Source organism: Mycolicibacterium sp. XJ870 (assembly GCF_053483975.1).
The window spans coordinates 631,736-645,095 of sequence record NZ_JBEFTI010000001.1 but is presented as its reverse complement, the minus strand read 5'-3'; the positions used below and the strand labels follow the sequence as shown (position 1 = coordinate 645,095).

The 13,360-nt window shown below is 65.9% G+C and carries 13 protein-coding genes; 4 read left to right on the top strand and 9 right to left on the bottom strand.

What is annotated here, in order from left to right:
• Positions 1 to 2 precede the first annotated feature (2 nt).
• Positions 3 to 731: a P-loop NTPase family protein gene (locus ABQF30_RS03205; protein ID WP_448461013.1), complete on the bottom strand. Its 729-nt coding sequence runs from the start codon at positions 729 to 731 to the stop codon at positions 3 to 5.
• A 49-nt stretch (positions 732 to 780) separates the two neighbouring features.
• On the opposite strand from ABQF30_RS03205, the gene ABQF30_RS03200 reads away from it, so the two are divergent.
• On the top strand, positions 781 to 1,404 hold the full coding sequence (locus ABQF30_RS03200; protein WP_448461011.1) for a TetR/AcrR family transcriptional regulator: 624 nt from the start codon (positions 781 to 783) through the stop codon (positions 1,402 to 1,404).
• Here the strand turns inward: ABQF30_RS03200 and phoU are convergent, their stop codons facing one another.
• Positions 1,405 to 2,064, bottom strand: a complete 660-nt coding sequence (phoU, locus tag ABQF30_RS03195; RefSeq protein ID WP_448461009.1) for a phosphate signaling complex protein PhoU — start codon at positions 2,062 to 2,064, stop codon at positions 1,405 to 1,407.
• Between the two features lie 65 nt (positions 2,065 to 2,129).
• Positions 2,130 to 3,866 carry a GMC oxidoreductase gene (locus tag ABQF30_RS03190; RefSeq protein ID WP_448461008.1) on the bottom strand — a complete coding sequence of 579 codons (1,737 nt, stop codon included), beginning with the start codon at positions 3,864 to 3,866 and terminating at the stop codon, positions 2,130 to 2,132.
• A 231-nt stretch (positions 3,867 to 4,097) separates the two neighbouring features.
• Between ABQF30_RS03190 and ABQF30_RS03185 the strand changes: the two genes are divergently transcribed.
• Entirely contained in the window at positions 4,098 to 5,000 is a 903-nt protein-coding gene (locus ABQF30_RS03185; protein WP_448461007.1) for a type IV toxin-antitoxin system AbiEi family antitoxin, read from the top strand.
• Between the two features lie 71 nt (positions 5,001 to 5,071).
• On the opposite strand, the gene ABQF30_RS03180 is transcribed toward ABQF30_RS03185, so the two are convergent.
• A complete protein-coding gene (locus tag ABQF30_RS03180) occupies positions 5,072 to 6,199 on the bottom strand; it encodes a GuaB3 family IMP dehydrogenase-related protein (RefSeq protein WP_448463399.1) in 1,128 nt (375 codons plus the stop codon).
• A gap of 17 nt (positions 6,200 to 6,216) precedes the next feature.
• Complete coding sequence (gene guaB, locus ABQF30_RS03175) at positions 6,217 to 7,758, bottom strand: IMP dehydrogenase (RefSeq protein ID WP_448461005.1); 1,542 nt, start codon at positions 7,756 to 7,758, stop codon at positions 6,217 to 6,219.
• Between the two features lie 137 nt (positions 7,759 to 7,895).
• Between guaB and ABQF30_RS03170 the strand changes: the two genes are divergently transcribed.
• Positions 7,896 to 8,300, top strand: coding sequence for a DUF5319 domain-containing protein (locus tag ABQF30_RS03170; RefSeq protein ID WP_071026514.1), 405 nt, complete (start codon positions 7,896 to 7,898; stop codon positions 8,298 to 8,300).
• Here the strand turns inward: ABQF30_RS03170 and ABQF30_RS03165 are convergent.
• The 3 genes from ABQF30_RS03165 to ABQF30_RS03155 form a co-directional block, all read right to left on the bottom strand.
• Complete coding sequence (locus tag ABQF30_RS03165) at positions 8,291 to 9,448, bottom strand: anti-sigma-D factor RsdA (protein WP_448461003.1); 1,158 nt, start codon at positions 9,446 to 9,448, stop codon at positions 8,291 to 8,293. The genes ABQF30_RS03170 and ABQF30_RS03165 overlap by 10 nt on opposite strands.
• Entirely contained in the window at positions 9,441 to 10,019 is a 579-nt protein-coding gene (locus ABQF30_RS03160) for a sigma-70 family RNA polymerase sigma factor (protein ID WP_448461001.1), read from the bottom strand. The genes ABQF30_RS03165 and ABQF30_RS03160 overlap by 8 nt, the downstream gene beginning before the upstream one ends.
• A 99-nt stretch (positions 10,020 to 10,118) precedes the next feature.
• A complete protein-coding gene (locus tag ABQF30_RS03155) occupies positions 10,119 to 10,913 on the bottom strand; it encodes a tetratricopeptide repeat protein (RefSeq protein ID WP_448460999.1) in 795 nt (264 codons plus the stop codon).
• 432 nt (positions 10,914 to 11,345) lie between these two features.
• Between ABQF30_RS03155 and ABQF30_RS03150 the strand changes: the two genes are divergently transcribed.
• The gene (locus ABQF30_RS03150) at positions 11,346 to 11,636 is read left to right on the top strand and encodes a WhiB family transcriptional regulator (RefSeq protein ID WP_448460997.1); all 291 of its coding nucleotides are present in this window, start codon (positions 11,346 to 11,348) and stop codon (positions 11,634 to 11,636) included.
• Between the two features lie 63 nt (positions 11,637 to 11,699).
• On the opposite strand, the gene ABQF30_RS03145 is transcribed toward ABQF30_RS03150, so the two are convergent.
• On the bottom strand, positions 11,700 to 13,193 hold the full coding sequence (locus ABQF30_RS03145) for an arylsulfatase (protein ID WP_448460995.1): 1,494 nt from the start codon (positions 13,191 to 13,193) through the stop codon (positions 11,700 to 11,702).
• Between the last annotated feature and the right edge of the window lie 167 nt (positions 13,194 to 13,360).

Below are 13,360 nucleotides of genomic sequence, written 5' to 3'. Positions count from 1 at the left end.
CATCAGTCCTTTCCGGTCAGAATGCGGTGATCATGGAGGCCATGGTCGGGAGCGTCGGTGCCGAGCGGATTGGTCACGCCGACAACGACAGTGCGTTGTGTTGCGATGGCACCGAGCCGCTCGACCGCGATCGCCCGCCGGGCGTTGTCGCGGACCTGCTCAAGGTCGCCGACCACCAGGATCGGACGGTTTGAGAACAGCGCCAGCGTGACCCGCAGCAGGAACAGTTCCAGGTCGGACAGCTCACTGATGTACGTCCTCGCAGACGGCGGCGGAATGTCACCGAACACATCACTCAACGCGGCGTCGCCGGCATCGGCCGGCACCCGCCGGTACCACGGTGCCAGCCATCGGCGCTGCTCTGCGAGCACGGTCTCCACGGTCACCGACTCCTCTAGCTCGTCGATGTCGGCGAAGGCCGCGATCGAGCAGTGCCCGCGGATTTCGCGGGGCTGCGTATCTCCGTTCACGGTCACCGTGCCGTAGTTCGGCTTGAGCCGGCCCGCCAGCGTCAGCAGCAGTGCGGTCTGCCCCCACCCTCCGGGCATCTGGACGGCGTGGAAGCCGGGGGTGAGCTCAAGGTCGACGTTCTCGAACAGCGGCCCGTGCTCGCCGTCCACGCCGAGTCCGGTCGCGGTGATCAGCGGTGGCGGTTCAGTGGCATGGCCCTCCTCGCCGTCTTGAGGTTCCCCGGGGTCGTCGGGCTCCTGCTCTGCAGCAGCGTCATCCATCTGCGCGCGCCTTTCGATACTCATCAGTATCCAATCGATACCAGCGAGTATGCTTTCACGTATGTCGCCTGTCAAACCCGCACGTATCCGTCCCACCCGCGACGAGGTCCGCGACCGAATCCTGGACGCAGCGTTGGAAGTCTTCGCAGCTGAAGGATTCGCCGGGGCCACCATCGATGCCATCGGCCACGCCGCCGGGTTCACAAAGGGCGCGGTCTACTCCAACTTCGGGACCAAGGACGAGCTGTTCCTCGCCCTCCTCGACCGGCAGTTCGAGACCCGTAGCGAGTTGATCGTCACCGCGTTCAACAGTGGTGGTGGAGATACCGCGGCGGCCGCGGACGCGTTGAGCCGGTCAATGCTGGACTCGATCCACGACGAGACCGAGTACCACATCGTGCTCATGGAGTACTGGCTGCGCGCCATGCGTGATCCGCAACTGCGCGACCGCCTGATCGAGCGGCGCCGCGCGGCCGCCGAGCAGGCACTCGACGTCGTCAAGGCGTCCGGCACCGCGCTACCGAGTGATCAGTTGTCCGGTCTGGCCCAACTGGTCGTCACCATCACCGCCGGAATCGCGATGGAAGAAGTGCTCCGGCCCGGAACCATCGACGCGGACCTGCTCGCGCGGCTGATCACCGCGCTACTGGAATCGGTCCCTTCAGGCGCGTAGTCAGGCCATCTTCTTGTGCACGGGCAGGCCGCCGGTGGCCTCGAACACCACTCGCTTACCGATCTCGACCGCATGGTCGGCGAAACGTTCGTAATACCGGCCGAGCAGCGCGACATCGACTGCGGAGCACACCCCGTCCTGCCAGTTGTGGTCCATCAGCAGCGTGAACAGGTGACGGTGCTCGGCGTCGACGGCATCGTCCTCCTCACGCAGGCGTGCGGCGATCTGGGGATCACGCGAGACCAGCACGTCCTGTGCCGTCCTGGCGATCTGAATGCACCTGGCCCCCATCTCGGCGAAGCTCGCACGCACATCGTCCGGCAGCGCGCAGTCCGGATGGCGCAGCCGCGAGATGCTCGCGATGTGCACCGCAAGCGCGCCCATCCGGTCGATGTCGGCAGCGACATGGATGGAGCCGACGACCGTTCGCAGATCGCCTGCCACGGGCTGCTGTAGCGCAAGCAACTTGAACGCCGCCTCCTCGATGTGCCGGTTGCGGGCGGCGATGTGCTCGCGATCGGCGATGACCTGTTCGGCCAAGGCCAGATCGGCGTCGAGCAAGGCCCGCGTCGCTCGGTCCATCGCACTCACGGCCAGGCCGCACATCTCGCCCAACTGCACGCACAGGGATGACAACTCGTCATGGAAGGCGGTACGCACTACAAGCTCCTTCTGTCCGGCCGTCACGGCTGGACGGGAGTTACATACCCAAACTTACTTGCGATTTAACCAGCCGAGCTCACCGGTTCGATGGGAAGCCGGCGCAGGCCGGCGGGGGCTTCTGCCGGTACCACCGGATGCTCGGGGGCGATCGGCTCCAGCCGTCGGTACGGTTCGCCCTGCGCCGGGCGCTGATCGTCCTGCCCCTTGTTGGGCCACAGGGATGCTGCCCGCTCCGCCTGCGCGGTGATCGAAAGTGAGGGATTCACACCGAGATTGGCCGAGATCGCGGTGCCGTCCATGACGTAGAGCGTCGGGTAGCTGTACACCCGCTGGTACGGGTCGATGACGCCGCGCTCCGGGCTGTCGCCGATGGCCGCGCCACCGAGGAAGTGGGCGGTCAGCGGGATGTTGAACAGTTCGCCCCAGGTCCCGCCCGCCACGCCGTCGATCTTTTCGGCGATGCGACGGGTGACCTCGTTGCCTGCCGGGATCCACGTCGGGTTCGGCTCCCCGTGGCCCTGCTTCGAGGACATCAGCCGCACGCCCAGCGGGCCGCGCTTGGTGAACGTGGTGATCGAGTTGTCCAGATGCTGCATCACCAACGCGATTACGGTGCGCTCACTCCAACGGCTCGGGTTGAGCAACCGCACCAGCTCACGCGGGTTCTCACCGGCCTGAGTGAAGAACTGCCGCCAACGCGGCACGTCGGTGCCCTGCGGCCCGGCGCCGTCGGTCATCAGGGTTTGCAACAGGCCCATCGCATTCGAGCCCTTGCCGTAGCGCACCGGTTCGACGTGGGTATCGGCGGTCGGATGGATCGACGAGGTGATCGCCACCCCGTGCGTGAGATCCAAATCCGGTGCGACGGAAAGCCGTCCGGCGCCGACGATCGACTCGGAGTTGGTGCGGGTCAGCACGCCGAGTTTGGCGGACAGCTTGGCCAGCTTGCCCCGGTCGCGCATCTTGAACAACAGCTTCTGGGTGTTGTACGTGCCGGCCGCCAGGATCAGATGCGTCGCGGTGAACTTCTTGGGCTTGCGGCGCAGCTTGCGCCCGGTCCGCACCGTGGTGACCTCCCACAGCCCGTCCGGACGCTGCTCGAAGCTGGTCACGGTCGTCATCGGATGCACCTGCGCCCCAGCAGATTCCGCCAGCCCGAGGTAGTTCTTGACGAGGGTGTTCTTGGCTCCGTGGCGGCATCCGGTCATGCATTCGCCGCATTCGAGGCAGCCGGTACGGGCCGGCCCCGCACCGCCGAAGTATGGGTCGGGCACCGTCTTGCCGGGCGTCTTCTTCCCGTCGGGACCGAAGAACACCCCGACAGGTGTGGGTACGAACGTGTCCCCGCAGCCCATGTCGTCGGCGACCTCTTTCATCACCCGGTCGGCGTCGGTGAACGTCGGGTTGGTGACCACGCCCAGCATCCGCTGCGCCTGGTCGTAGTGCGGCATCAGCTCCGCACGCCAATCGGTGATGCCCTTCCACTGCGCATCGTTGAAGAACGGCTCCGGTGGCACGTAAAGCGTGTTCGCGTAGTTGAGGGATCCGCCTCCGACGCCGGCGCCGGCCAGGATCATGCAGTTGCGCAGCAGGTGGATGCGCTGGATGCCGTACATGCCGAACTGTGGCGCCCACAGGAACTTGCGCAGGTCCCACGAGGTTTTTGCGAAATCGGCATCCCCGAACCGTTGTCCGGCCTCAAGCACGCCTACCCGGTAGCCCTTCTCGGTGAGCCTCAGCGCGCTGACGCTGCCGCCAAATCCCGAACCGATAACCAAGACGTCGTAGTCAGGCTTCATTGGATCAGTATGACGCTACCGGTAGGTAACTTTCTAGACAGGAGGCCCTAACTTGTAAAGGAGCCCGCGGCGAGTTCCTTCGCCGAGCAGACGCAGACTCGCACAAAACATGCCACGGTAATGCGATTCTCTGTCTGCTCGGCCAGAGGGAGTTATCCACAAGCCGAAGTTCATCCACAGGCACCGGAAGTAGTGCGGCGGGAGCAGTGCCCGGCGACGCAGTATTCGAAAATGACTGCAACAGCTGCGATGGCTAGGGCGCTGACGCTGTTGGACGAGCTCGGCGGATTCGCCACCACGCAGCAGCTGCTAACCGTGATGACACGTCAACAGCTGGACGTCCAAGTGCGCAATGGCGGACTCGTGCGCGTCTGGTACGGCATATATGCCGCGGCGAAGCCGGATCTACTGGGGCGACTAGCTGCGCTCGACCTGTATATGGGTGGTGAGGCGGTCGTATGCATGGGTACCGCCGCCGAGCTGTACGGCTTCGACTTCGAAAACACGACGGCGATTCACATGCTCGACCCCGGCAGGCGCCTGCGGCCAACCGTCGGCCTAATGGTTCATCAACGGCTCGGCGCGCCCCTGCGGCGGGTTTCCGGACGTCTCGCAACCGCCCCAGCGTGGACAGCGGTCGAGATCGCCCGGCAACTGTCGCGGCCCCGCGCACTCGCTGCGCTAGACGGGGCACTTCACACTCTGCAGTGCAATCCCACCGACTTGGCCAAGGCGGTGCACGAGCAGCGGGGGCGGCGCGGCATCGTCGCCGTACGAGAGCTCCTCGAATATGCCGACGGCCGTGCCGAATCCGCGATGGAAAGCGAGGCACGGTTGGCCATGATCGACCACGGTCTGCCGCTCCCCGAACTCCAATATGAAATCCACGGCCGGCAGGGGCAAACCTGGCGAGTCGATTTCGCTTGGCCCGAGGCACGAGTCGCCGCGGAATACGAGAGCCTCGACTGGCACGCGGGGCCCACCAAGATGATCGACGACAAGGTGCGGTTCGCCGGCATTCAAGAGCGGGCGTGGACCGTCATTCCGATCGTGGCTCACGATGTTCGGAGGTACCCCAGCCGGATGGCGGACCGCATCGCCTACCACCTCTCAGCTGCGCGGCTGGCCGGTTGACGCCGCCGAGCAGACGCAGACTCGCACAAAACATGCCACGGTAATGCGATTCTCTGTCTGCTCGGCGAAAGTCAGGAACCCACCGTCAAGCCGACCTTCTGGAACTCCTTGAGATCGCAGTAGCCGGCCTTCGCCATCGACCGGCGCAGCCCGCCGACCAGGTTCAGCGAGCCGAACGGGTCGTCGGACGGCCCGGTGAGCACCTGTTCGAGCGAGGGCCGCTCCCCGAGGGCCACCTGCAGCAGGGCGCCGCGCGGCAGCGACGGATGAGCAGCCGCCGCGGGCCAGAACCAGCCTCCGCCCAGCGCCTCGGCCGAGGTCGCCAGCGGCGTGCCCAGCACCACCGCGTCAGCACCACAGGCGACGGCCTTGGCCAGGTCGCCGGAGCTGTGGATGTCGCCGTCGGCGAGCACGTGCACGTAGCGGCCGCCTGTCTCGTCGAGGTACTCGCGGCGCGCCGCGGCAGCATCGGCGATCGCGGTGGCCATCGGCACGCTGATGCCCAGCACTTCGTCGCTGGTGGTCACGCCCGACGTAGAGCCGTAGCCGACGATGACGCCGGCCGCGCCGGTGCGCATCAGGTGCAACGCCGTCCGGTGATCCAGCACGCCGCCTGCCACCACCGGTACGTCGAGTTCGGAGATGAAGGTCTTCAGGTTCAGCGGCTCGCCATCGGACGCAACCCGTTCGGCAGAAATGATCGTGCCCTGGATCACCAGCAGGTCGATGCCCGCGGCCACCAGCGTCGGCGTCAACGCCTGTGCGTTCTGCGGGCTGACCCGAACCGCCGTCGTCACCCCCGCCTCACGGATGCGGGATACGGCCGCGCCCAACAACTCCGGATCCAGTGGTGCAGCGTGCAACTGCTGAAGCAGCCGGATCGCGGCGGAGGGTTCCGGCTCCTTGGCGGCAGCCTCGAGCACCTGGGCGATCTTTTCCTCGACGTCGGCGTGCCTGCCGATCAAACCCTCGCCGTTGAGCACACCGAGCCCGCCGAGCCGGCCCATCTCGATCGCGAACTCCACCGACACCAACGCATCGGTCGGATGCGCGAGGACCGGGATATCGAACCGGTAGGCGTCGAGCTGCCAGGTCGTCGACACGTCCTTCGACGACCGGGTGCGGCGCGACGGCACGATCGTGATGTCGTCGAGCTCATATGTGCGGCGGGCGGTTCGGCCCATGCCGATTTCAACCATGTCACGCATGAGCTCCCCTAGCGGGCGTAGTAGTTGGGCGCTTCGACCGTCATCGCGATGTCGTGCGGGTGGCTTTCCTTCAACCCGGCCGCGGTGATCTGCACGAACTGCGCCTGCTGCAAGTGTTCGATCGTGGCGGACCCGGTGTAGCCCATGGCCGCCCGCAATCCGCCGGTGAGCTGATGGATCACCGTCGACAACGGCCCGCGGAACGGCACCCGGCCCTCGATCCCCTCGGGCACCAGCTTGTCCTCGGAGAGCACGTCGTCCTGGAAGTAGCGGTCTTTGGAGTAGGACTTGCCACTCCCGCGGCCCTGCATGGCACCCAGGGAACCCATGCCGCGGTAGCTCTTGAACTGTTTGCCGTTGACGAAGATCAGCTCGCCGGGCGATTCTGCGGTGCCGGCCAGCAGCGAACCCAGCATCGCGGTCGACGCGCCGGCGGCCAGCGCCTTGGCGATGTCGCCGGAGTACTGCAGACCGCCGTCGGCGATCACCGGCACGCCGTAGGGCCTGCACGCCGCGACCGCTTCCAGGATCGCGGTGATCTGCGGGGCACCGACACCGGCGACAACGCGGGTGGTGCAGATCGAGCCCGGCCCGACACCCACCTTCACCGCGTCGGCGCCGGCCTGGACCAACGCCGCGGCGGCGGCACGGGTTGCGACGTTGCCGCCGACCACCTCGACGCGGTCCCCCACAACGGTTTTGAGCCGGTGCACCATGTCGAGCACGCCACGGTTGTGCGCGTGGGCGGTGTCGACGATCAGCACGTCGACCCCGGCGTCGACCAACGTCATCGACCGCGTCCAGGCGTCGTCGCCGACGCCGACGGCGGCACCGACCAGCAGCCGGCCGTCACTGTCCTTGGTGGACAACGGAAACTGCTCGGTCTTGACGAAGTCCTTGACGGTGATCAGCCCGGTCAGCTTGCCGTGCCCGTCCACGATGGGAAGTTTCTCGATCTTGTGCCTGCGCAACAGCCCGAGCGCGGCCTCGGCCGAGACACCCTCCTGCGCGGTGATCAACGGCACCTTGGTCATCACCTCGGACACCGGCTTGTTCAGATCGACCTCGAAGCGCATGTCGCGGTTGGTGATGATGCCGACCAGCTCGCCGGTGTCGTCGACCACGGGAAGCCCCGAGATGCGGAACCGCGCGCACATCGCGTCGACTTCGGCCAGGGTGTTGTCCGGCGAGCAGGTGACCGGGTCGGTGACCATGCCGGCCTCGGACCGCTTGACCGTTTCCACCTGCCCGGCCTGCTCGGCGACCGGCAGATTGCGATGCAGCACACCCATACCGCCGGCCCGCGCCATCGCGATCGCCATCCGCGACTCGGTGACGGTGTCCATCGCCGAACTGACCAGCGGCACCCGCAGCCTGATCTTCTTCGTCAACTGGCTGGAGGTGTCGGCTGTGGCGGGCACCACATCCGATGCCGCAGGCAACAGCAGCACGTCATCGAATGTGAGGCCGAGCATGGCGATCTTGGTGGGATCGTCGCCACCGGTCGGCACCGGTACGGCGATGGGAACGCTGCTTTCAGCGATCGACATGTGCGGGGCCTCCAGAGACGGGCGCAGGCAGAGCTTGTGAAGCAATCTTATCGGCTCGCCCAGCGGCCGCGACGTTGCCGCTTCGTTGCGTATTGGACGGCTGGCGCGATACCTGTGCGGCTGCGTAGTGTGGAGCCGTGCGTGACCACCTCCCACCTGGTTTGCCGCCCGATCCCTTTGCCGACGATCCGTGTGACCCTTCGGCTGCCCTCGACGCGATCGAGCCAGGTCAGCCACTGGATCCCCAGGAGCGAACGGCGGTCGAGGCTGACCTTGCCGACCTTGCGGTGTACGAGGCGTTGCTGGCACACAAGGGCATCCGCGGCCTGGTGGTGTGCTGCGACGAATGCCAGCAGGACCACTACCACGATTGGGACATGCTGCGGGCCAACCTGCTACAGCTCCTGGTCGACGGCACCGTGCGCCCGCACGAGCCTGCCTACGACCCGGAACCCGATGCATACGTGACGTGGGACTACTGCCGCGGCTACGCCGACGCCTCACTCAACGAGGCCACGTCGGAATCCGACGGCTACCGCTGACCGCCGCCGCCCAGCCCCGGTAACAGGGGCAGTTCGATGACCGGCAACTCCGGTTCCTTCTGCTGACCGCCGCCGCCCTGACCGCCGCCGCCCCGGCCGCCCTCTTCCGGTTCGGTTTCCGCCTCCGTCGGGATCGTGACATCTGGCAACACGGTGGTCGTGGTGTCTGCCGGCGGCGCGACCGTAGTTTCGGTCACGGGCTCACTCGTGACGACCGGAGCCGGTGTTGTAGGCGTCTCGGTCGGCACCTCTGCGGGCGGCGGTAGTTCCACCGCCGGATTGGACGACGTAGGTGCCGGCGACGTGGTGGCCGGCACAGTGGTCGCCGGTGCGGTGGTCGCCGGTGCGGTGGTCTCCGAGGGTGGTGTGGTCGCCGGTGTGGTCGGCGGTGTGGCGCTCGGCGACGATGTCGGCGTCTCCGAGGGCACAGTGGTCGGCGTCGTTTCCGACGGCGGCGTGGCCGAGTCGGATGTGGGCGGGGCCGTCGTCTCCGTCGCCGGGCTGGTCGTCACGGTCACCTCGGGCAGCACCACGGGCGGCGCGTCCGGCGGCACCGTCGCATTCGCGTCGCGGTTTTCCACCTTCACCGACAGCTGCTGCCACTGGTCGACGAGTTCCTGCTTCTGCGCGGTGTCGTCGACGGTTGCCACCGTGGTGGTGAGGGTCTGCAGCTTCTCCTGCGCCTCCTGCCACTGGCCTTGATCGATCAGCTGCTGCACCTGCTGGAGCTCGTTGGAGGCGAGTTCCACCTGGACATCGCGCTTGATCTGGTCGCCGAACAGCACACTGCGCACGCCGTAGAGCGCATCACCGGGGCCGGCGCCGTAGACCGCCGCACCGAAGCCGCCGAGGCACAGCATCGCCGCGGCCACCGAACCCACCACAGCCATCGGAAAGTGGGTGCGGTTGCGCGGCGTCGCGCGATCGAGAGCTGCGACCGCTTCGTGCGGCGTGAGGATCCCCGACATCGGCGCCTGGCGCGCATCGTCGCGCCAGCCGGCCAGCAGGTAGGCCAGTTCGGCCTCTTCGGGGTCGGTCGAATACACCGGGCGCTCCAGCGAGAGTGCCTCGATGAACCGGTCGGTGCGGTTGATCTCGTTGAGCGACGGGTCTCCGCCATTGGCGGTCCAGCGGCCGAAGTCAGGCATGGTCACGTCCCGTCGCCAGGATTTCCGACTTGAGCCGGGCCAGCGCCCGATGCTGAGCGACCCGCACCGCGCCGGCGGTGCTGCCGACAGCTTCGGCAGTCTCCTCGGCGCTCATGCCCACCACGACCCGCAGGATCAGAATTTCGCGCTGCTTGTCGGGCAACACCGAGAGCAATTTGGCCATGCGCGCAGAGGATTCGGAGTCAAGAGCGGACTGCTCGGGACCGACGTCAAGGGAGAAGCGCTCCGGGACCACTTCGGTGGGCTCAGCGCGATTCCTGGCTGCCGCGCGGTGCGCGTCAGCAACCTTGTGCGCAGCGATGCCATACACAAAGGCCAGGAACGGGCGTCCCTGATCCTTGTAGCGCGGCAGCGCCGTTATGGCGGCCAAGCAAACCTCCTGCGCAACGTCATCCGCTGAGAGACCACTTCGCTCTGTTGCACCGACCCGCGCGCGGCAATACCGCACGATGATCGGCCGAATGATCTTCAGCACTTCCTGGAGCGCGTTCCGATCGCCGGCCACTGCCTCAGCAACGACAGCGTCGAGACGGTCTCCCGAACTTGTCATCGTGGGCGATATCTCCAGCGTTACGTTGCACCGACACACTCGGCGGTTGGTTCAGCTAAACAATAGCGATCAGGCAGGTATGGCCCGGCTGGTGCTGGATCAAAGACCAGACCAGACGCCACCCCTGCGCCGCACTGTATCGGCGCTGGCGTCGCGAATTCCGGACACCTCCGCCGCGGTGTGTGCGGTACTGCCGATGCCGGCGAGCAGACACGCCAACGCCCAGCGCAGCGGGATCAGCCCGAACTTCTCGGTGGCCTGCAGGGCGGCGTCGGCAGTCTGCCGAGCGGCATCGAGCCGACCGGCGCTGCACAGGGCGGCGGCGAGCACGACATCTGATTTCACCGCATGGCGCGTCGAGCCGTATCCGGCTGCCTCCGCGACACCTCGCTCGGCGTGGCCGACGGCGGCGGCGCCGTCACCGCGGGCCATCGCCAGTTCGGCACTGACCCAGCACAGCCGCACGGCCGCTCGCGGGCCGGCACCGGGTTCGACGGCGCGTGCGCGGTCGAGTAAGCGGGCGGACACGCCGAACCGGCCGACACCGAGGGCATCGGCCGCAAGGCCGACGAGCGCGTCTGCAGTGGCCGCGGAATCATCACCTCGGTGCGCCCAGGCCATGCCGTCTGCGCCACGGGCCCGGATGTGCCAGCCCAGCTGGCGAAGGAACGAGGCGCGGGTGCTGTGCGCCAACGACGACAACGGTCCGGCCTGGGCCCTACTGATCTCGGCGAGTTCGGCCAGTGCGCAGGCGTACCGGCCTTGCCCCCCGGCAGCCACCGCTCGCAGCCACTGCTGCTCGGCTGTCGTCGCGGTGGGCAACGGCCAGCGGCCCGGCTCGTCGCCAAACGCGGCGCCGGCCAGCACCACGGCTGCATCGTCGGTTGCGGTCATCGGTTGGCGACGCTATCAATACGGGCGCCGGTGGGTCCGCGGGAACCGGGTACCGCGAGGCACGGGTATAAAACAATGCATTATCGGTATTAGTTAACAATTGATGGACAGCGCGTTAATGCGACATCAACTGACGAGCACCCGTCAAACAATCGCCGCGCCGCGCCGACCTGCGCCAACAGCGAAAACAAGATAGCGTCCGATCAGCCCCTAACACGCATGCCACAACCGGCGCATCCACACGATGAACGTGATGTAAATTCTCGACCTGCGGTTATGTCATTGAGCACACGTTCAAGCTATTGACGGGAATTATTGAGCACCCCTAGTTTGTGTGCACGAGAGGTCATCGGCGACTTGTGCTCAGTTCGATTCCACCAACTCACGCTTGCCCGTTATCACGAAATGGGCGCGCAGAGAGGGGTTTTCTTAATGCCGCAGCCGCAGCAGCTACCCGGTCCCAACGCGGATATCTGGGACTGGCAGATGGAGGGACTTTGCCGTGGCGTCGACTCGTCGATGTTTTTCCACCCCGACGGTGAGCGTGGACGGGCCCGCGCGCAGCGTGAGATGCGAGCCAAAGAGATGTGCCGCAGCTGTCCGGTGATCACTCAGTGCCGTTCCCACGCACTGGCCGTCGGAGAGCCCTACGGAATCTGGGGCGGGCTCAGCGAGGCTGAGCGCGAGCTACTGCTCAAACGCGGGATCCGCCGCACCGCCTGAATCCACCAGCAAACTCAGAAGGACCCCCATCCCGACCAGGATGGGGGTCCTTCTGCTGCGACGTCAGCTGCTGGCCGTCGCGGTCTCCTTCAACTTCTCCATCACGCGTTCGAGATTGAAGCTGGCCGACTCCTGCCGCTGCGGGAACTCCACGAGCGACTGGAGCGCCTGTGCCACATAGGTCTGCGCGGGGACAAACAGGTACACCCGATCGAGCAGCCAGTCGTAGTAGGTGTTCGACGTCTTGTCGGCTCGCTCGTACGGATCGGTCCGCAGGTTGAACAACTTCGGCACCCGGAGCTCGACGAAGGGCTCGGCCCAGATCTGTAGCGTGCCTTCAACTCGTTGCTCCAGGAAGACGATCTTCCAGTTGTCGTACCGCAGCGCGGTGAGATCGCCGTCGTCATTGACGTAGAAGAAGTGGTTGCGCGCACTCTCCTCGGCTTCGCCGGTGAGGTAGGGCAACTGGTCGTACCCGTCGAGGTGGACCTTGTACTCGGTGTCGCCCAGCTTTGCGCCCTTGCGGAGCTGGTCCGCGATGTCGGGCACGCCGGCCGCCGACAGCAACGTGACGAACCAGTCGTTGTGGCTGACGATCCCGGTCAGAACCTTTCCGGCGGGGATGCGCGCGGGCCAGCGAACCATCGCCGGGACGCGATACGCGCCCTCCCAGTTCGAGTTCTTCTCACAACGGAATGGCGTCATGCCGGCGTCGGGCCACGAATTCATGTGCGGTCCGTTGTCGGTGGAGTACACGACGATCGTGTTTTCGGCGATGCCGAGCTCGTCGAGCAGGTCCAGCATGTTGCCGACAGTGTCGTCGTGGTCCATCATCGTGTCGTGGTACGGAGACTGCCACCGTCCTGATCGACCAAGGCTTTCCGGCTTGGTATGGGTACGGAAGTGCATGTGTGTGGTGTTGAACCACACAAAGAACGGCGTGTCCGATTCATGCTGCCGCTTGATGAAATCGATTGCGGCGTCGCGGAACTCGTCGTCGCAGGTCTCCATCCGTTTCTTGGTCAGCGGGCCGGTATCCTCAATGCGCTGGGTGCCGTCGGCATTGGCCCAGCTGTGCATGACGCCCCGGGGCCCGAATTTCTTCTTGAACTCCGGATCCTTCGGATAGTCCGGTTGTTCGGGCTCCTCTTCGGCGTTGAGGTGGTACAGGTTGCCGAAGAACTCGTCGAAACCGTGAGCGGTGGGCAGGTGCTCGTCACGGTCGCCGAGGTGGTTCTTACCGAACTGGCCGGTGGCGTAGCCCTGCGCCTTCAGCGCGGTGGCGATGGTCGGATCCTCCGCAGGCATGCCGAGTTCGGCGCCGGGCATACCGACTTTCGTCAGGCCGGTCCGGTACGGATTCTGGCCGGTGATGAACGCCGCGCGTCCCGCGGTGCAACTCTGCTCGCCGTAGTAGTCGGTGAAGCGCACACCCTCGGCGGCAATGCGGTCGATATTCGGGGTCTGATATCCCATCACCCCATCGCTGTAGCAGCTGAGGTTGCTCTGGCCGATGTCGTCACCCCAGATGATAAGGATGTTTGGCTTGTCTGCCATGACGTGAACCTTTCGTAGTCGCATTGGCGATGAACCGGTCTCGTACGCTTCTCAGCCTATTCGACACGATGGTCGGCGCTAGGTATTTGACACCGATCACCGAAATGTCAAGCGGTGCAAGTTGTCCCACCGTAGGGCGTTCAGTGCTCAAATCTCCGTACCTACCG